This is a genomic window from Streptomyces sp. NPDC020597, assembly GCF_044335095.1.
Classification (GTDB): Bacteria; Actinomycetota; Actinomycetes; order Streptomycetales; family Streptomycetaceae; genus Streptomyces.
Genome location: NZ_JBIRUL010000011.1, coordinates 71,162 through 89,573, shown reverse-complemented (window position 1 = coordinate 89,573; position 18,412 = coordinate 71,162). Strand labels below are relative to the sequence as shown.

At 73.3% G+C, this 18,412-nt stretch carries 15 protein-coding genes; 2 read left to right on the top strand and 13 right to left on the bottom strand.

Annotated elements, in window-relative coordinates:
• Positions 1–115: 115 nt before the first annotated feature.
• Positions 116–3,136 (bottom strand): EAL domain-containing protein, encoded by a 3,021-nt coding sequence (locus ACH4ZA_RS20815; RefSeq protein WP_319277601.1) that lies wholly within the window; start codon positions 3,134–3,136, stop codon positions 116–118.
• A gap of 345 nt (positions 3,137–3,481) precedes the next feature.
• Positions 3,482–4,435 carry a 2-hydroxyacid dehydrogenase gene (locus ACH4ZA_RS20810; protein WP_319277500.1) on the bottom strand — a complete coding sequence of 318 codons (954 nt, stop codon included), beginning with the start codon at positions 4,433–4,435 and terminating at the stop codon, positions 3,482–3,484.
• A 76-nt stretch (positions 4,436–4,511) separates the two neighbouring features.
• Here ACH4ZA_RS20810 and ACH4ZA_RS20805 point away from each other — a divergent pair, with 76 nt between their 5' ends.
• A complete protein-coding gene (locus ACH4ZA_RS20805) occupies positions 4,512–5,510 on the top strand; it encodes an aldo/keto reductase (protein ID WP_319277501.1) in 999 nt (332 codons plus the stop codon).
• 137 nt (positions 5,511–5,647) lie between these two features.
• Complete coding sequence (locus ACH4ZA_RS20800) at positions 5,648–6,808, top strand: PQQ-dependent sugar dehydrogenase (RefSeq protein WP_319277503.1); 1,161 nt, start codon at positions 5,648–5,650, stop codon at positions 6,806–6,808.
• Between the two features lie 9 nt (positions 6,809–6,817).
• Here ACH4ZA_RS20800 and ACH4ZA_RS20795 read toward each other — a convergent pair whose 3' ends face one another.
• The 11 genes from ACH4ZA_RS20795 to gatC form a co-directional block, all read right to left on the bottom strand.
• Positions 6,818–7,021: a DUF6191 domain-containing protein gene (locus ACH4ZA_RS20795; protein WP_398430901.1), complete on the bottom strand. Its 204-nt coding sequence runs from the start codon at positions 7,019–7,021 to the stop codon at positions 6,818–6,820.
• 45 nt (positions 7,022–7,066) lie between these two features.
• A complete protein-coding gene (locus ACH4ZA_RS20790) occupies positions 7,067–10,144 on the bottom strand; it encodes an AAA family ATPase (protein ID WP_398430899.1) in 3,078 nt (1,025 codons plus the stop codon).
• Between the two features lie 95 nt (positions 10,145–10,239).
• A complete protein-coding gene (locus ACH4ZA_RS20785; protein ID WP_319277508.1) occupies positions 10,240–10,434 on the bottom strand; it encodes a hypothetical protein in 195 nt (64 codons plus the stop codon).
• Between the two features lie 195 nt (positions 10,435–10,629).
• On the bottom strand, positions 10,630–11,235 hold the full coding sequence (locus ACH4ZA_RS20780; protein WP_398430897.1) for a hypothetical protein: 606 nt from the start codon (positions 11,233–11,235) through the stop codon (positions 10,630–10,632).
• 35 nt (positions 11,236–11,270) lie between these two features.
• Complete coding sequence (locus ACH4ZA_RS20775; protein ID WP_398430895.1) at positions 11,271–11,846, bottom strand: GNAT family N-acetyltransferase; 576 nt, start codon at positions 11,844–11,846, stop codon at positions 11,271–11,273.
• Positions 11,824–14,088 carry an MMPL family transporter gene (locus ACH4ZA_RS20770; RefSeq protein WP_398430893.1) on the bottom strand — a complete coding sequence of 755 codons (2,265 nt, stop codon included), beginning with the start codon at positions 14,086–14,088 and terminating at the stop codon, positions 11,824–11,826. Before ACH4ZA_RS20770 ends, ACH4ZA_RS20775 begins: the two co-directional genes overlap by 23 nt.
• A gap of 242 nt (positions 14,089–14,330) precedes the next feature.
• Complete coding sequence (locus tag ACH4ZA_RS20765) at positions 14,331–14,642, bottom strand: hypothetical protein (protein WP_319277514.1); 312 nt, start codon at positions 14,640–14,642, stop codon at positions 14,331–14,333.
• An 86-nt stretch (positions 14,643–14,728) separates the two neighbouring features.
• Positions 14,729–16,243, bottom strand: a complete 1,515-nt coding sequence (gene gatB / locus ACH4ZA_RS20760) for an Asp-tRNA(Asn)/Glu-tRNA(Gln) amidotransferase subunit GatB (RefSeq protein ID WP_319277515.1) — start codon at positions 16,241–16,243, stop codon at positions 14,729–14,731.
• A 15-nt stretch (positions 16,244–16,258) separates the two neighbouring features.
• The gene (locus ACH4ZA_RS20755; protein WP_069770484.1) at positions 16,259–16,498 is read right to left on the bottom strand and encodes a hypothetical protein; all 240 of its coding nucleotides are present in this window, start codon (positions 16,496–16,498) and stop codon (positions 16,259–16,261) included.
• Positions 16,495–17,997, bottom strand: coding sequence for an Asp-tRNA(Asn)/Glu-tRNA(Gln) amidotransferase subunit GatA (gene gatA, locus ACH4ZA_RS20750; protein WP_398430890.1), 1,503 nt, complete (start codon positions 17,995–17,997; stop codon positions 16,495–16,497). Before gatA ends, ACH4ZA_RS20755 begins: the two co-directional genes overlap by 4 nt.
• 5 nt (positions 17,998–18,002) lie before the next feature.
• Positions 18,003–18,299: an Asp-tRNA(Asn)/Glu-tRNA(Gln) amidotransferase subunit GatC gene (gene gatC / locus ACH4ZA_RS20745; RefSeq protein ID WP_007384860.1), complete on the bottom strand. Its 297-nt coding sequence runs from the start codon at positions 18,297–18,299 to the stop codon at positions 18,003–18,005.
• Positions 18,300–18,412: the final 113 nt, after the last annotated feature.

Here is an 18,412-nt window from a genome sequence, read left to right as displayed (position 1 = left end):
GGTCGCTGTGGGTTCCGGGTCTGTCCGGACGCCACCAGCTTCAGCCGACGCGCTTGCCAAGTACGAGAATTCGGGTGCGCATGGCATTGACCCTCCCCCTGGCGCACACCGACTGTCAAGTGGGTGGGACGGGAGTCTCATTATGTGAGCGTAGGGCACTTCCGCTCCCCAGGACGGCGGTCACCCCACTGGTGTACACCCCCGCGCCGCCGCCCGCGAACGCGGGCTCGGCCGGCCCGTCGTGCGGCACCGGATAACGGCCCGTCGCGAGGGCGCGGCGCAGCCGGTACTCGTCGAGCGGTCCGGAGAACGCCATGCCCTGCCCGTGCGTGCAGCCCATCGCGTGCAGCGCGACGACCTGCTCGGGCAGGTCCACGCCGTCGGCGACGGACTGCAGCCCCAGATCGGACGCGATCCGCAGCAGCCCACCGGTGATCTTGTTCAGCCGGGCGGACTCGACGACCCCCTCGACGAGCGTGCGGTCGAGCTTGAGGACGTCCACGGGCAGCCGGCGCAGCGCCGTGAGCGCCCCGTAGCCGCTGCCGAAGCCGTCCAGGGCGATCCGGACGCCCAGGCGGCGCAGAGCCCCCAGGCGGCGCTCCAGCTCGTCCAGCGGCACCCTGGGGTCGGTGTCGGAGAGTTCGACCACCAGCGAGCCCGACGGCAGGCCGTGCCGTGTCAGCAGCGCCTCCACCGAGCTCAGCGGCATCGAGCGGTCCAGCAGCCGCCGGGCGCCCACCCGGACGACCACGGGCAGCGTCAGCCCGCTCGCGACCCGGTCGGCTGCCTGCTCGACGGCCTGCTCCAGCAGCCAGCGGCCCAGCTCGGCCGTCCGGTCGCCGTCCTCGGCGACCCGCAGGAACTCGGCGGGCGTGAAGAGCACCCCCTGCGAGGAACGCCAGCGCGCCTGTGCGGCGACCGACGAGATCCGGCCGTCCGAGAGGCGCACCACAGGCTGGTGCAGGAGGGCGAACTCACCGTCGTGCAGCGCGGAACGCAGCCGCGTGGCGAGCTCCGCCTTGCGTACGACGTCCTGCTGCATCTGCGGCTTGTAGAGCTCGACCCGGCCCTTGCCGCCGGCCTTGGCGCGGTACATGGCGAGGTCGGCGTTGCGCAGCAGCTCTCCTGCGCCCAGACCGGGTTCGGCGAAGGCCACGCCGATGGACGCGGCGACGCGGACGTCGTTGCCGTCGATGAGGTACGGCTGCGAGAGCGTGAGCCGGAGACGGTCGGCGAGTTCCAGTATGTGACGCTCGCGGGCGGCCCGGTCACGGGTGCCGTCGCCGACGATCAGGGCCGCGAACTCGTCGCCGCCGAGCCGGGACGCGGTGTCGCCCTGGCGGACGGCGTCCTGCAGCCGGCGGGCGGCCTGGACCAGCAGGGCGTCACCGGCGGCGTGACCGATGGTGTCGTTGACGGCCTTGAAGCCGTCGAGGTCGATGAAGAGGACGGCCGTGTTGCGCAGGGCGGGGCCCCGGTCGGAGCTGCGGCGGCCGGACAGCGCCTGCTGGACACGCCGCGTGAACAGCGCGCGGTTGGGCAGGTCGGTGAGCGGGTCGTGCTCGGCGTTGTGCTGGAGCTGCGCCTGCAGGCGCACCCGCTCCGTCACGTCCCGGCTGTTGAAGATCAGGCCGCCGTGGTGCCGGTTGACGGTCGACTCGACGTTGAGCCAGCCTCCCGACCCGGAGCGGAAACGGCATTCGATGCGCGTGGTGGGCTCGTCCTGCGGGCTGGCGGCGAGGAACCGGCGCACCTCGTGGACCACACAGCCCAGGTCCTCCGGGTGGATCAGGTGGGCCAGCTCGGTGCCCACCAGCTCCTCGGCGGACCGGCCGTACACACCGGCGGCGGCCGGGGAGACGTAACGCAGCACACCGCTGGGGGCGGCGATCATGATGACGTCGCTGGAGCCCTGGACCAGGGAGCGGAAGTGGTTCTCCTTCTGGGCCAGTTCCTGGGTGAGGGCGATGTTGTCGAGCAGCATGATCCCCTGGCGGACCACGAGGGCGAGCACGACCGTGCCGCCGGTGAGCAGCACCACGCGGTCGACGCTGCGTCCGTTGAGGACGTTGTAGAGGATGCCCAGGGTGCAGACGGCGGCGGCGAGGTACGGGGTGAGCGCCGCCAGCGAGCCGGTGATGGGCCGGGTGGCCGGATAGCAGCCGTGATCACCGCCCTGCGGGGGCGTCGGGGCCTGCGGGGACGTGACGCTGCGGGCTGCGGGTCGCTGTCCGGGCAGGTGCTCGTGCACCACGCGCGTGTGCCCCTCGTCCGCCCCCCGCCCGTGCCGGCGGTAGGCCGCCCAGGGCGCGTAGGCCAGGAGCAGCGAGCCGGCGAACCAGCCGGCGTCCAGGAGCTGCCCCGAGCGGTAGTCGTTGTGCAGCAGCGGCGAGGTGAACAGGGCGTCGCACATCACGGTCAGCGCGAGGGCGCCGACGGCCGTGTTGACCCCGGTGCGGTTCACGGCGGTGCGCCGGAAGTGCAGCACCAGCACCATGCTCACCAGGGCGATGTCCAGCAGCGGGTACGCCAGCGACAGCGCCGCGTGCGCCACGCTCGGGCCGTCGAGCTGGGCGGCCTGGGCGAGCGCGAGGCTCCAGGAGAGGGTGAGCAGCGAGCCGGCGATCAGCCAGGCGTCCAGCCCCAGGCAGACCCAGCCCGCCTTGGTCACGGGGCGTGCGGCGAGCACCAGCAACCCCACGATGGCGGGGGGCGCGAAGCACAGGAAGAACAGGTCGGCGATGCTGGGGCTGGGCACGGGCCGCCCGAGGACCACCTCGTACCAGCCCCAGACCAGGTTGCCGAGGGCCGCCATCGCCGAGGAGAGCGAGAACAGCATCCAGGCGGGCCGGAAGCGTACGCGGCGGATGCGCGCGTAGCAGAAGCAGGACACGGCGGCCGTGCCGGCGGCGGCGGTGAGCCCGAAGTCGCCCATGATCAGCGCGAGTTCTTCCGAGCCCCAGCCGAGGGCGGCGCCGACGGCGTACCCCGCGCACAGGAAGGCCAGCAGCAGTTGGTGGACCACGTTGGGTCCGGGGCCGCCCGCGGGCGGCACGGCGAAGCACGGCGTCCCCGCGGGAGGACGCGTGCGCGGCGCTCCGTCGAGGAGGGGGGCGGAGGTCGACGGCGAGCTCACCGGGCCCTCCCGGTCCGTGCCGCCGCCGGGTCCCGGTGAGCGCTGCGACCGGGTCCGCGCGCGGCCGAGCGCCAGGGTCGCAGGCGGCGACTCCGCCGCGTCGGATCGTTCGTCCATTGGCCGTGCATCGCCCGTCGCCCCCCTCACCAGTCTGAAATGTCCGTCCCTCACGCCGGTCGTGCGCGGCGCAGCCCCTGTCGGGACGATACACCAGTCTCGTCACTCAGGGACATAGTTCCTCTACGCTGCGTGACGATCATCGGCATATGCGCCCGGATGAGGTACGGAACGCGTCCGGAGGACTGCGGAGGGTGCCCGAACCGGACCGCGGGACCACCGCCGGCGTCACGTCCCGGTGGGGGCGCCCGTCGTGAGGATCACGTTGCGCAGCGGCTCGCGGTTCACGAAGCGGCGCAACTGGTCGGCCAGCAGGCGGTCGGCGCGGGGCCGGAAGGCGGAGGTGGGTCCGCCGACGTGCGGGCTCACGAGTACGCCCGGGGCGGTCCACAGGCGGTGGCCCGGGGGCAGCGGCTCGGGGTCGGTGACGTCCAGCGCCGCGGTCAGCCGGCCGCTCTCCAGTTCCGTGAGCAGGGCCTCGGTGTCGACGACCGGGCCTCGGGCCACGTTGACGAGCAGCGCGCCGTCCTTCATCCGGGCCAGGAACGCGGCGTCGGCGAGGCCCGTCGTCGTCTCGTTCAGGGGCGTGCAGAGGATCACGACGTCCGCTTCGGGAAGCAGGGCGGGCAGTTCGGCGATCGGATGCACGGGGCCGCGCGCCGTCGTGCGCCAGGAGCGCGCGACGCGCGCCACCCGCGCCACCTCGAAGGGCACGAGCCGGTCCTCGATGGCGGAGCCGATGGAGCCGTACCCGACGATGAGCACGTTCTTGTCGGCGAGCGCCGGCCGGAACCCGTCGAGCCACTGCCCGCGCTCCTGCGCCCGGACGAAGTCGGGGACCCCGCGCAGCGAGGCGAGGACCAGGGTGAGCGCGAGCTCGGCCGTGCTCGCCTCGTGCACCCCGCGCGCGTTGCAGAGCCGTACGCCGGGAGGCAGCGTCCCGAGGGCCGGCTCCACGTGGTCGATGCCGGCGGACAGGGTCTGCACGACCTCCAGCGAGCTCATCGCGGGCAGGGGCCGCTGCCCGACCTCGGGGGCCTTCATGTAGGGGACGACGTAGAAGGCGCAGTCGGCGGGGTCCGCCGGGAAGTCCTGCTCGCCGTTCCAGAAGCGGTAGGCCGGGCCCTGCGGGAGGCCCTCGATCTCCTGCGGGGGGATGGGCAGCCATACGTCAGCACTCATGGTCGGGAGGCTATGTCAGGCCCGGGCCGCGGCAGAGGTTAGGTTGGGGGGGCGGGTGAGGGAGGGTTTCGGGCAGGTGGAGCGCAGGACGATCGGCGCGGGGGCGCTCGAGGTGGGTGCCGTCGGTCTCGGGTGCATGCCGATGAGCTGGGCGTACAGCGGGTCGCGGCAGCGGGGCGACGAGTCGCTCAAGGCGGTGCACCGGGCGCTGGACGAGGGCTCGTCCCTGCTGGACACCGCCGACATGTACGGCCCGTTCACCAACGAGCTGTTACTGGGGCGGGCGTTGAAGGAGCGGCGCCGGGACGCGTTCGTGTCGACGAAGGTGGGTCTGCTCGTCGGCGAGCAGCACATCGTGGCCAACGGCCGTCCGGGATATGTGAAACGGGCCTGCGACGCCTCCCTGCGGCGGCTGCAGACCGATGTCATAGACCTCTACCAGTTGCACCGCGCCGACCCCGAGGTGCCGGTCGAGGAGACCTGGGGCGCGATGGCCGAGCTCGTCCAGGCGGGCAAGGTGCGGGCGCTGGGGCTGTGTGCGGTGGGCGCGCGGGGCGGCCGCCGGTCGAGCGGGCACCTGTACGACGGAACGATTCGGCAACTGCGGCGCGTCCAGCAGGTGTTCCCGGTGAGCGCGGTCGAGGCGGAGCTGTCGGTGTGGTCGCCCGAGGCGCTGGACGGCCTGCTGCCCTGGTGCGAGGCGCACGGTGTCGGCTTCCTGGCCGCGATGCCGCTCGGCAACGGCTTCCTCACCGGCAGGCTGACCCCCGGGCAGGGATTCGAACCGGACGACATGCGGGCCCGGCATCCGCGGTTCACCGCCGAGATGATGGCCTCGAACCAGCCGATCGTGGTCGGCCTGCGCCGGGTCGCCGCCCGTCACGGCGACGCCGTGACGGCCGCGCAGGCGGCGCTGGCCTGGGTACTGGCGCAGGGCCGGCACGTGGTGCCGGTCCCGGGCGCCAAGCGGGAACGGTGGGTGTCGGAGAACGCGGGCGCCCCCCGGCTGCGTCTGACGCCGCAGGATCTGGCCGAGCTGGCGCGGCTGCCGGGGGCGCAGGGATCGTGGGAGTGAGGGTCCCCGCCCGGGGCGCCGGGGCCGGAGGGACGGGGGCCGCTTTCGGGTGGGCGCCGCGCCGGACGGGAACCCCACAGGCTCCGCCGGCGTAAGACAGGTGAAGCCCGCCGAGGGACCCGTGTGTCGAAGGGACCATGATCGTGCGACGTCGAGCTGTGTCGGCCGTGCTGGCCACGGGTGCCCTGCTGGTGACGGCCGGCTGTTCGTCCGGCGCCGGGGGGTCGCCCGGCGCCTCCGCCAGCGCGTCTCCGGGGAGCGCGTCCGCCCGCACCGCCCCGGCCGCCGAGGAGACCCCGCCCGCGAAGGGCACGGTCGACGTGGTGCGCACGGTGACCGAGGGCCTGAACAGCCCCTGGGGTCTCGCGCCCCTCCCCGAGGGCGGACTGCTCGTCGGCTCGCGCGACGAGGGCACGATCACGCGGGTGGACGAGAAGACGGGCGCGAAGACGGAGCTGGGCGAGGTGCCGGGGGTCTCCGCGGCCGGCGAGGGCGGCCTGCTGGGCCTCGCCCTCTCCCCCGACTACGCCTCCGACCACATGGTCTACGCGTACTTCACCTCGGCCTCCGACAACCGCGTCGTGCGCATGCTCTACGACGCGAAGCGACCGGCCGGCGATCAGCTGGGGGCGCCCGACACGATCTTCAAGGGCATCCCCAAGGGCATGATCCACAACGGTGGCCGGATCGCCTTCGGCCCCGACCGGCAGCTGTACATCGGCACCGGCGAGAACGGCGACCGGGGGCTGGCGCAGGACAAGAAGTCCCTCGGCGGCAAGATCCTGCGGCTGACCCCGGAGGGCGAGCCGGCTCCCGGCAACCCCTTCCCCGACTCCCCGGTGTACTCCTACGGCCACCGCAATGTGCAGGGGCTTGCCTGGGACGCGAAGCAGCGCCTGTTCGCGTCGGAGTTCGGCCAGAACACCTGGGACGAGCTGAACGCGATCGAACCCGGCGCCGACTACGGCTGGCCCGCGGCCGAGGGCGCGTCCAAGGACGCGAAGTACCGCGACCCGACAGCCCAGTGGCACACCGACGAGGCGTCCCCGAGCGGCATCGCGTACGCCGAGGGCTCGATCTGGATGGCGGGTCTGCGGGGGCAGCGGCTGTGGCGCGTCCCGCTGAAGGGCACCGCCGTCTCCGCCGATCCGCAGGCCTTCCTCAAGGGCGAGTACGGGCGGCTGCGCACGGTGGTGGCGGCGGGCGGCGACAGGCTGTGGGTCACCACCAGCGCCACGGACGGCCGCGGCGCCCCGAAGAAGGGGGACGACCGGATTCTGGAGCTGCGGGTGACCTGAGCGCCGCCGTCACCCCTCCCCCGCCGGGGGCCTCTCCCCCGGCGGCTCCGGGGGTTCGTGCGCCCGGACCACGACCTTTCCGGAGGCGAGGTCTATCGGCCCGCGCCCGGGATCGGCGTCGCCGACGTCCTCCCGGGTCAGCTCCAGCCGGTTCTGCTCGTCCCGGGTGTGCTTACGGCCCGGTGAGAAGAGTTCCTCGAAGGCGTTGAACATCGCTCTCCTCTGCCGGGTCGCGGTCGTCCTGCCCCAGTGTCGCGATTATCGCGCGATCGGCCAGTCCCCGGCCCTCGGCGGGAACAGTGCCAGCCGGTGGGCCACCGCCGCCGCCTCTCCCCGGCCCGAGACCTCGAGCTTCGACAGGATGTTCGAGACGTGCACACTGGCCGTCTTCGGTGAGATGAACAGCTCCTCGGCGATCTGCCGGTTGGTGCGGCCCGCCGAGACCAGACGCAGCACGTCGCGTTCACGGCTGGTGAGACCGATTGCGGCGAGCGGGTCGGCGGGTCCGGCCGGGGCGTCCGGCGGGCCCGCGACGGTGGTCCGGGGCAGCCGGGCGCGCCGGCCGAGCAGGGCTACGGCGTCGGCGAGCGGGCGGGCCCCGAGGTGGACGGCCACCGCGTGCGCGAGGCGCAGGAGCTCGGCGGCCCGCTCGCGTTCGGCCTCCCCGCCGACGGCGAGCAGCGCCTCGGCCATGCGGCGCCGGACGCGGGCCAGGTCGTAGGGGCGTTCCAGACACTCGAAGGCGGCGACCGCCTCGGACCAGTCCTCCGGGTCGTTGCGGCCCTCGGCGCGGGCGAGTTCGGCGTGCAGCCACAGTGCGTGCGCCTGCCAGACGGGGGCGAAGGCGGCGAGCGTCTTCGCCGCCCGGCGGATCCGGTCCGCCGTCCCGGCCCCGGCCCCGGCTGCCACGGTGACGGCGTCGAGCGCGGAGGCCGCGGTGAGCAGCAGGGGCCAGGCGTAGCGCTGGGCGCCGGGCGGGAACCCGACGTCCAGGGCGTGTTCCAGGTGGGACCGGGCGTCGGAGGGACGGTCCTCGGCCACGGCGAGGGCGACGGCGAGGCGGGCGAGCGGGAGACGGTCCTGCGGCACGTGTTCCCGGAAGCCGAAGTAGCGGTGGGCGGCTTCCAGCCGGCGGCCCGCCTCGGCGAGCTCGCCCCGGGCCAGGGCGAGTTCGGCGCGCAGCACCGCGTGGACGCCCTTGACGGCCACACCCCGGGCGATCCGACCCGCCTCGGCGCTCGCACGGTCCGCCTCGTCCCAGCGGCCGAGCGACAGCAGGGACTCCGCGAGGTTGCCCTGCACGCACGCCTCGGTGTCCGGCAGTCCCTGCCGTCGGGCGTAGAGCAGGCCCTCCGCCATGATCGCGACGGCTTCCCGGGAGCGTCCCACCGCCTCCAGCTCGGCGGGGAGGTTCACATAGGCGTCGAGCGCGACGGTGGGGATGTCCTCGGCGAGCGCCCGGTCCCTGACCTCGGACAGCTCGGTGAGGCCGGTCTCGATGTGCCCGGCGTCGACCATGAGGATGCCCAGGATCTGGCGGGCCTTGAGCTCGGTCTCGCGGGCGCCGACCATCCTGGCGTACTCGACCGCCCGCTCGGCGGCGCGGTAGGCGTCCGGTCCGGGCGCATGGAGCGCGGACCAGCCGGCGGCGTGCGCGAGCACCTCGGCGTGCACCTCGCTGGGCGGCAGACCGCGCATCAGCTCCTGTGCCCGGGCCAGCTCCTCGCGGCCGCTGCCCCGGCCCAGGGAACGCACCAGACGGGAGCGCTGCACCCAGAACCAGGCGGCGCACAGGGGGTCGCCGTCCTCGTCCTCGAGCAGCCGCAGCGCCCGCTTGGCGATCTTCAGCGCGCGCTCGCGTTCCCCGCAGTAGCGGCCCGCGACGGTGGCCTGCGCCAGGAGGTCGAGATAACGCAGCGGGCCGGCGGGGCCGCGGCCGCCGGGCGTCCCCTCGCGTGGTGCGGGCGGCCCGGACGGATACGCCTCGGCGTGGCCGACGGGGCGCAGCGCGCCCCTGACCTCCTGCGGGGCGGCTTCCCACAGCTCCATCGCCCGCTCCAGGAGCCGCAGTTGCTCACTGTAGGCGCGCCGGCGGCGGGCTTCGACGGAGGCGTCGAGAACGGCGGGCAGAGCCCTGGCCGGGTCGTGGGCGTGGTACCAGTAGCTGGCCAGCCGCATGACGCGCTCGTCCGCGGGGACGAGGGTCGGGTCGGCCTGCAAGGCCTCGGCGTAGCGGCGGTTGAGGCGGGAGCGCTCCCCGGGCAGGAGATCGTCGCTCACCGCCTCGCGGACCAGGGAGTGGCGGAAGCGGTAGCCGTCCCCGTCGGGTGCCGCGAGCAGCAGATGGGCGTTGACGGCGGCGCGCAGGGCGTCGATCAGATCGTCCTCGGCGAGCCGGGCGACGGCCTCCAGCAGCCGGTACTCGACGGTGGAGCCGCCCTCGGCGACGATCCGGGCGACGTTCTGGGCGCAGTCGGGCAGCGTCTCGACGCGGACGAGGAGCAGGTCGCGCAGGGAGTCGGTGAGACCGGTGCGGCAGCCCTCGTGTGCGGCGACGGCGAGTTCCTCGACGAAGAAGGCGTTGCCGTCGGAGCGTTCGAAGATGGCGTCGATCTGCTCGGGGTCGGGTTCGCGGGACAGGATGCCGGCGATCTGGCGGCCGACCTCGTCCCTGGTGAAGCGGGCGAGTTCGAGACGCCGTACGGTGCGCAGCCGGTCGAGCTCGGCGAGCAGGGGGCGCAGCGGGTGACGACGGTGGATGTCGTCCGCGCGGTAGGTGGCGACGACGACGAGGCGGCCGGTGCGCGGGGTGCGCAGCAGGTAGGACAGCAGATGGCGGGTGGAGGCGTCGGCCCAGTGGAGGTCCTCCAGGACGAGGACGACCGTGCGTTCGGCGGCGACGCGTTCCAGAAGGCGCGCGACGAGCTCGAGGAGCCGGGCCATGCCCTCCTCGTCGTGCCGTCCGGCCGTGCTCCGGCCGCACTCCGGCAACAGCCGGGCGAGTTCGTCCTCCTGTCCGGCTGCGGCGGCCGCGAACTCGTCCGGCAGGTCCCGGCGCAGGGCGCGCAGAGCGGCGGAGAACGGGGCGAAGGGCAGTCCGTCCGCGCCGATCTCGACGCAGCCGCCGACCGCGACGACGGCGCCGGCGTCGCGGCCGGCGGTCACGGCGAACTCCTCGACGAGCCTGGTCTTGCCGACCCCGGCCTCGCCGCCGACGAGCAACGCCCGCGGCTCTCCCGCGGCGGCGCGGGAGAGCGCGTCGTTCAGGATGTCCAGCTCGTCGGAGCGGCCGACGAAGACGGGGCTGACGGACCTGTTCTCCACGGGGGCGAGCATGGCACGCCGGCGCGAGGGGGGCCCAGCGGATATCGCCGGGCCCCCGGTGGGCGGACGGCCGACCCCCGTGCGGCCGCCCGCCACCGCCGCGGCGGTCACGCCGTCCGGGGGAAGCGGAGCCGGCGGAGACGGTGCGTATGGGACTCGGACTCGGCGCCGCCGCTCGCGCGCTCCTCGGCCGCGCGGCGGGCGGCGCGAGCGCCTCGGGCGACGGTGCGGGCGAGCCGCTCGTCGGCGGCCCGGCGGCGCAGTTCGGCGGACCGGGCCTGGTGGAGCTCGTACTCGTACATCGTGTGACTCCCGGGAGATCGGTTTCGGCTTCGCTTGCTGCGATGCCTCAACCTTCGTCTCCCAGGGGGGTCCGCCACATCGGGAGAGTTCCGCATCTTCGGCGGGCGGCGGGGCCTTAGACGCGCCCGAGGGGCCTCAGAGCCGGCCGTAAGGTGCTTACGGCGGCCCTGAGACCCCTCGTGGTCTGCGGGGACTCAGCCGGCGGAGGGCAGGCCGAGCAACGCGTCGGTGTACTTGAGCACGGCCAGCAGCAGCCCGATGACGCCGAGCGCGACGCCGGCCCAGGAGACCGACTTGATCCAGGCCGCCTGCGGGCGGGCCGGGCTGCCGAAGGCCGGGCGGGCCAGCACGACGACGCCGGTGACCAGCGCGGCCAGCGCGAACAGCCCGGCCCACAGGGCGGTGATCTGCCAGGCGTCGCCGTAGATCGCCTGCATCTGCTGGGCGATGCTCGCGCCTGACGAGGTCTCCATCCGGCCGAGGAGGGTCTGGTGCTCACCGGCGACCGTGCCGACCCAGCTGCCGGTCAGCGACACGAAGCCGAGGACCGCGGAGACGACCGCGCCCGCCCCCTGCCCCACGCCCGCGGACTCCTCCCGGAGCGCGTGCGCGCCGTCGGTGTCGTCGGCGGCCTCGGCGGCCTGCGCGTCCTGTGCGGCGGCCTCCCCGGAGTCCGTGAGCTCCCCGGTCTCCGTCGCGCGGTCGCCGGCGTCGGTCTTGGTGACGTCCACCTTCTCCTCGTCGGTCGTGGCCCCGGCGCCGGTCTCGGCCCCGGCCTGGTCAGCAGTCTTGGTTCCCATACCTCGCACCGTACGGACGCTCTCTGAGAGGTCCCTTAGAGATCGTTGTGAGCGGCGCCCGCGCGAGCGTCGCGCCACTCCTGGGCCAGCACGGACCACACCTCGAGGTCGTGCCGCTCCCCACGATAGGGGTAGGCCTGGCGGCGGACCCCGTCGCGGGTCATCCCGAGGCGCCGGGCGACGTTCAGGCTGGCGGTGTTCCCGGCGGAGGCGATCCACTCGACCCGCTGGATCCCGCGCTGCTCCACCGCGTGGTCGATCAGGATCCGCACGGCCCGGGTGATCAGTCCGCGCCCGGTGGCGGCGGGCTCCAGCCAGCAGCCGACCTCGCAGTTGGCGGTCGCGGCGTCGAAGTTCAGCAGGAGCGCGCCGCCCACCAGGCGGCCGTCCACCCACACGCCGTGCAGCGAGCCGGTGTCGGCGGCGCGCATGTCGGCGTACCGCCGCAGGGTCTCCCGCGCGGTCGGCGCGTCGACGGCCTTCGCGCCGAAGGGGACGTACCGGTTGACGAAGTCCCGGCCGCGCTGCAGGTGCGTCAGGAACTCCTCGGCGTGCCAGGGCTCCAGGGGGCGCAGCTCGGCTCCGTCGTCACCCAGCGATATCGCGTACATCCGGCCGCGGCTCCCTCTCCAGTTCCTCCAGTTCCCCGGCGAGCCTCTCATGGGCGGCCCGGCACTCGGGCGGCTCGATGCTGATCCGCGGCAGGCGCCGGTCGAGGGCGCGGGGCAGCCACCAGTTGGCGCCGCCGAGCAGGTGCATGAGGGCGGGGACGAGCAGGGTGCGCAGGACGAAGGCGTCGAGGGCGACGGCGGCGGCGAGCGCGATGCCGAACATGGCGATCACGCGGTCGCCGCTGAGCACGAAGGCGAGGAAGACCGAGATCATGATCACGGCGGCCGAGTTGATGACGCGGCTGGTCTCGGCGAGGCCGACGCGGACCGCGCGCCGGTTGTCGCCGGTCTCCAGCCACTCCTCGTACATCCGGCTGACCAGGAAGACCTGGTAGTCCATGGAGAGGCCGAAGAGCACCGACACCATGATCACGGGGAGGAAGGGCTCTATGGGCCCGGCGCGGCCGAGTCCCAGCAGCTCGCTGCCCCAGCCCCACTGGAAGACGGCCACGACGATCCCGAAGGCGGCGGCGACGGCGGCCACGTTCATGACGGCGGCCTTCAGCGGGATGCCCACGGACCGGAACGCGAGCAGGAGCAGCAGACAGCCGAGGCCGATGACGACGCCCACGAAGAGCGGCAGCTTGTCGACGATGACGTCGGCGAAGTCGTCGTAGCCGGCGGTGACGCCGCCGACCTGCACGTCGAGGGAGGTGCCCGCCTCGGCGCGGGGCAGCACCCCGGTGCGCAGCCGGTCGACGAGTTCGCTGGTGTGCTGCGACTGCGGGGCGGACGTCGGGACCACCGTCAGGTACGCGGTGCGGCCGTCGGAGGCGAAGGTCACCGGCGTCACCGACGCCACGCCCTCGGTGGTGCGCAGGGCGGCGTCGAGGTTGTCCAGGGCGAGCCGGTCCTCGGCGCCGCCGACGCGGGTCACCAGGGTCAGCGGACCGTTGACGCCGGGCCCGAAGCCTCCCCCGCTCTCGGCCGCGCCCGGGCGGGAGGCGCCGTGGGCGAGGAGGTCGTAGGCCTGGCGGGTGGTGGCCGTCTCCGGGCCGTTGCCCTGGTCGGAGGTCCCGAGGCGGAGGGAGAAGGTGGGCAGGGCGAGGACGGCGATGACGACCAGGGCGAGTGCGCCGAGGAGCTTGGGGCGGCGCTCCACGAACGCCGACCAGCGGGCGGCGAGGCCCGTCGGCAGTTCCGGCTGGGGTCCGTGCTCGGTGAGGCGGCGGCGTTCGCGGCGGCTGAGGGCTCGCATGCCGATGAGGGACAGCAGGGCGGGCAGCAGCGTCACGGAGGCGGCGACGGTGAGGACGACGGTCAGCGAGGCGGCGACCGCCACGCCGTTGAGGAAGCTCAGGCGCAGGATCAGCATGCCGAGCAGGGCGATGCACACGGTGGCGCCCGCGAAGACGACCGCGCGCCCGGTGGTGGTGACGGCGTTCGCGGCGGCCTCGGCGACCGGCAGCCCGCGTTTGAGCCCGCGCCGGTGCCGGGTCACGATGAACAGCGCGTAGTCGATGCCGACGCCCAGCCCGATGAGCATGCCGAGCATGGGTGCGAAGTCGGCGACCGTCATGGCGTGCCCGAGCAGCGCGATCCCGGCGTAGGCGGTGCCCACGCCGACCAGGGCGGTGGCGATGGGCAGGGCCGAGGCGGCGGGCGAGCCGAACGCGAGGAACAGCACGACCGCGGCCACCACCACGCCGACGACCTCGGCGAGATGCCCGCCGGAGGACTCGGTGAGCGCGATCGCGCTGCCGCCCAGTTCGACCTGGAGCCCGTCGGTCTCGGCGGCCTTGGCGGCGTCGACGACGGCCCGGGCCTCGCCCTCGTCGACGTCCTCGGCGCGGTCGTCGAAGGTGACGGTCGCGTACGCGGTGTGCCCGTCCCTGCTGATCTGCGCCTTGCCCTGCTCGCCGTAGGGCCCGGCGACGGAGGCCACGCCGGGCAGGCCGGCGATCTCGTCCAGCGTCCGGGTCATGGTCTGTTCGACGTCGGCGTCGCCCACGGAACCGGTCGCGGTGTGCCAGACGACGGTGTCGCTGTCGCCGCCGAGGTCCGGGAAGCCCTCGGCGAGCAGCTGGGTGGCGCGGCCGGACTCGGTGCCGGGGACCTCGTAGTCGTTGGAGTACGCGACGCCGGCGACGGCGGCCGCGGTGGCCGTGCCGCCCAGGGCGAGGAGCCAGAGCACGACCACCAGCAGGCGGTTGCGGACACACCAACGCGCGAGGGCTGCCACAGCTGTGCTCCCGGAGGACGAATTGTGGATCTTTGACCGGGAATCAGCCAGCAAAGAACGTATGAGCGATCTGGGGTCACTCTCGCAGGCGGAAAAGATCGAATGACGCGTTCGTGTGTCTTTTCACAAGAGTGGGAGACAGATCACAGGACAATCACGGCGTCCGTGTCGGGGCACGTCAGCCGCCCCGCGCCCGCAGCCGCGCCCGCGTGGCCGCGCCCGTCCGGCCGCGCCGGGAGGCGTCAGTCCGACTGGTCCCCGAGCGCCATCACCATCACGCCGACGATGAGCAGCCACAGGGCGCGCCGGGTGCGGCCCCGGGCGCCGAGGACCGCGGCGAGCGCGCAGACGGCGGCGCCGAGCGCGTAGGCCGACGGGACGAGGGCCGGGACGGGGCGGCCGAGGCGCACGAGGGAGGCGGCGAGGCCGGCGAGGGTGAGCAGGGCGCCGGCGACGGTCGCCGTCCAGCGGGCCCGCCGGGCCTCCTCGGTGCCGTACGCCTCGTCCGGGTCCTCCATGTCGCCGTGGGCGTCGGAGTCGGTTCGTGCGCTCATGGCGGGCGAGCGTAGCGCGTCCGGCCGGGAACGCGGCCAGGGGTGCACCGGCGGACCGGTGCACCCCTGGCGGCTCGCGGGCGGGCTCAGCCCTCGCTGACGCCCAGCTTCTCCAGGATCAGCTCCTTGACACGGGCCGCGTCGGCCTGACCGCGCGTGGCCTTCATCACGGCGCCGACGAGCGCGCCGGCCGCGGCCACCTTGCCGCCGCGGATCTTGTCGGCGATGCCCGGGTTGCCGGCGATGGCCTCGTCGACGGCCGTGCCCAGCGCCGAGTCGTCGGAGACGACCTTCAGCCCGCGCTTGTCGACGACCTCGTCCGGGCCGCCCTCGCCCGCGAGGACGCCCTCGATGACCTGGCGGGCCAGCTTGTCGTTCAGGTCGCCGGAGTTCACCAGTGCGGCGACCCGGGCGACCTGCTGCGGCGTGATGGCCAGCTCGTCGAGCGCGACGCCCGACTCGTTGGCGCTGCGGGCCAGTTCGCCCATCCACCACTTGCGGGCGGACGCCGCGTCGGCGCCGGCTTCGATCGTGGCGACGATCGGGTCCAGCGCGCCGGCGTTGAGGATCGACTGCATGTCGGTGGCGGAGATCCCCCACTCGGCGACCAGCCGGTTGCGGCGGGCCAGCGGCAGCTCCGGCAGCCCGGCGCGGATCTCCTCGACCCACTCGCGGGACGGGGCGACCGGGACGAGGTCGGGCTCCGGGAAGTACCGGTAGTCCTCGGCCTCCTCCTTCACGCGGCCCGAGGTCGTGGACCCGGTGTCCTCGTGGAAGTGGCGGGTCTCCTGGACGATCGTGCCGCCGCCGTTCAGCACGGCCGCGTGCCGCATGATCTCGAAGCGGGCCGCACGCTCCACGGACCGCAGCGAGTTCACGTTCTTCGTCTCGGACCGCGTGCCGAACTTCTCGCGGCCGTGCGGGCGCAGCGACAGGTTCACGTCGCAGCGCATCTGGCCCATCTCCATACGGGCCTCGGAGACGCCGAGCGCCTTGATGACCTCGCGCAGCTCACGCACGTACGCCCGGGCCACCTCGGGGGCCCGCTCGCCCGCGCCCTCGATCGGCTTGGTGACGATCTCGATGAGCGGGATGCCGGCCCGGTTGTAGTCCAGCAGGGAGTGGGACGCGCCGTGGATGCGGCCGGTGGCCCCGCCGACGTGGGTCGACTTGCCGGTGTCCTCCTCCATGTGGGCGCGCTCGATCTCCACGCGGAAGGTCTCGCCGTCCTCCAGCTGTACGTCGAGGTAGCCGTTGAAGGCGATCGGCTCGTCGTACTGGGAGGTCTGGAAGTTCTTCGGCATGTCCGGATAGAAGTAGTTCTTCCGGGCGAAGCGGCACCACTCGGCGATCTCGCAGTTCAGCGCGAGACCGATCTTGATCGCCGACTCGATGCCGATCGCGTTGACGACCGGGAGCGCGCCGGGCAGACCGAGGCAGGTGGGGCAGGTCTGCGTGTTCGCGTCCCTGCCGAGCTCGGTCGAGCAGCCGCAGAACATCTTGGTCTTGGTGCCGAGTTCGACATGGACCTCGAGGCCCATGACGGGGTCGTACGACGACAGCGCGTCCTCGTACGACACCAGGTCGGTCGTGGTGGTCACGGTGAAACTTCCCTCTCAGCCCAGCAGGACGTCGTCGTCGCCCAGCCGCTTCAGCTCGCGGTAGAGGATGGCGAGGCCGGTGACGATGGCGACGGCGGACACGGTGGCGTCGATCAGGACCAGGGTGTCCTTCTCGGCGCGGGCCTTCTTCAGCCGCTTGGCGACGCCGATCGCGCCGAAGGCGGTGCCGGCGATGGACAGGTACGTGCCGGACTTGGACTTCTTGAAGCCCTTGGCCTTGTTCAGTGCACTCACAGCGACGGAGCCTCCTCGAGAAGCGGGTGCCCCCACCTTTCCACGAAGGCGGCCTCGACGGCGGCGCCGACCTTGTACAGACGGTCGTCCTTCAGCGCCGGGGCGATGATCTGCAGGCCCACCGGGAGGTTGTCCTCCGGGGCGAGACCGCAGGGCAGCGACATGGCCGCGTTGCCCGCGAGGTTGGTCGGGATGGTGCACAGGTCGGCCAGGTACATCGCCATCGGGTCGTCGGCGCGCTCGCCGATCGCGAAGGCGGTGGTCGGCGTCGTGGGCGACACGATCACGTCGACCCGCTCGAAGGCCTTCTCGAAGTCCCGCGTGATGAGCGTGCGGACCTTCTGCGCGGAGCCGTAGTAGGCGTCGTAGTAGCCGCTCGACAGGGCGTACGTGCCGAGCATGATGCGCCGCTTGACCTCGGGGCCGAAGCCCGCCTCACGGGTGAGGGAGGTGACGTCCTCGGCCGAGCGGGTGCCGTCGTCGCCGACGCGCGAGCCGTAGCGCAGGCCGTCGAAACGGGCCAGGTTGGACGAGCACTCGGACGGCGCGATCAGGTAGTACGCCGACAGGGCGAGGTCGAAGGACGGGCAGTCCAGCTCGACGATCTCGGCGCCCAGCTCCTTCAGCAGCGCGACGGACTCGTCGAACCGCTGGATGACGCCGGCCTGGTAGCCCTCGCCGCGGAACTGCTTGACCACGCCGACGCGCATGCCGTCGACGCTGCCGTTGCGGGCGGCCTCGACGACCGGCGGGACGGGCGCGTCGATCGACGTCGAGTCCAGCGGGTCGTGCCCGGCGATGACCTCGTGCAGCAGCGCCGCGTCGAGGACCGTGCGGGCGCAGGGGCCGCCCTGGTCGAGGGAGGACGAGAAGGCGACCATGCCGTACCGCGAGACCGCGCCGTACGTCGGCTTCACGCCGACCGTGCCGGTGACGGCGGCGGGCTGGCGGATGGAGCCGCCGGTGTCGGTGCCGATGGCGAGCGGCGCCTGGAAGGAGGCGAGCGCGGCGGACGAACCGCCGCCGGAGCCGCCGGGGATCTTGGAGAGGTCCCAGGGGTTGCCGGTCGGGCCGTAGGCGCTGTTCTCGGTGGAGGACCCCATGGCGAACTCGTCCATGTTGGTCTTGCCGAGGATGACGACGTCGGCGGCCTTCAGCCGCTTGGTGAGCGTCGCGTCGTACGGCGGGATCCAGCCCTCGAGGATCTTGGAGCCGACGGTCGTCGGGATCCCCTCGGTGGTGAAGATGTCCTTGAGCGCGAGCGGGACGCCGGCCAGCGGGCCGAGCTTCTCGCCCCGCTCCCGCTTCTCGTCGACGGCGCGGGCCTGCGCCAGAGCGCCCTCGCGGTCGACGTGCAGGAAGGCGTGGACCTTCTCGTCGACGGCCTCGATACGGGCCAGGTGGGCCTCGGTGACCTGGACGGCCGTGAGCTCGCCGGAGGCGATCCTCGCGGCGGTCTCGGCGGCGGTGAGCCTGATGATGGTGACGTTGTCCGTCATGGCGGTTAGTCCTCCCCCAGGATCTGCGGCACCTTGAAACGCTGCTGCTCCTGGGCCGGGGCGCCGGAGAGCGCCTGCTCGGGGGTGAGCGACGGACGGACCTCGTCCGCCCGCATGACGTTGGTCAGCGGGAGCGGGTGCGAGGTCGGCGGTACGTCTTGGTCGGCGACCTCGCTGACGCGGGCGACCGCGCCGATGATGTCGTCCAGCTGTCCCGCGAAGTGCTCGAGCTCTTCGGGCTTCAGCTCCAGACGCGCCAGCCGGGCGAGGTGGGCGACCTCCTCGCGCGTGATGCCAGGCATGCAGCGTTCCTCTGGGGTGGAGTGAGTGTGTGGTTTGGGCCTAGGGCCTGTCGTCGCATTCCCGTCGTCCGCCCGCAGGGCAGGCGGGAATGCGGCGACAGGCCCTAATCCTA

What these genes read in the sequence shown, in the direction of transcription:
- ACH4ZA_RS20810 (WP_319277500.1), bottom strand. Translation starts at nt 4,435, where the DNA reads ATGAGTGCTGACGTATGGCTGCCCATCCCCCCGCAGGAGATCGAGGGC.
- ACH4ZA_RS20800 (WP_319277503.1), top strand. Translation starts at nt 5,648, where the DNA reads ATGATCGTGCGACGTCGAGCTGTGTCGGCCGTGCTGGCCACGGGTGCC.
- ACH4ZA_RS20795 (WP_398430901.1), bottom strand. Translation starts at nt 7,021, where the DNA reads ATGTTCAACGCCTTCGAGGAACTCTTCTCACCGGGCCGTAAGCACACC.
- ACH4ZA_RS20790 (WP_398430899.1), bottom strand. Translation starts at nt 10,144, where the DNA reads ATGCTCGCCCCCGTGGAGAACAGGTCCGTCAGCCCCGTCTTCGTCGGC.
- ACH4ZA_RS20785 (WP_319277508.1), bottom strand. Translation starts at nt 10,434, where the DNA reads ATGTACGAGTACGAGCTCCACCAGGCCCGGTCCGCCGAACTGCGCCGC.
- ACH4ZA_RS20780 (WP_398430897.1), bottom strand. Translation starts at nt 11,235, where the DNA reads ATGGGAACCAAGACTGCTGACCAGGCCGGGGCCGAGACCGGCGCCGGG.
- ACH4ZA_RS20775 (WP_398430895.1), bottom strand. Translation starts at nt 11,846, where the DNA reads ATGTACGCGATATCGCTGGGTGACGACGGAGCCGAGCTGCGCCCCCTG.
- ACH4ZA_RS20765 (WP_319277514.1), bottom strand. Translation starts at nt 14,642, where the DNA reads ATGAGCGCACGAACCGACTCCGACGCCCACGGCGACATGGAGGACCCG.
- gatA (WP_398430890.1), bottom strand. Translation starts at nt 17,997, where the DNA reads ATGACGGACAACGTCACCATCATCAGGCTCACCGCCGCCGAGACCGCC.
- gatC (WP_007384860.1), bottom strand. Translation starts at nt 18,299, where the DNA reads ATGCCTGGCATCACGCGCGAGGAGGTCGCCCACCTCGCCCGGCTGGCG.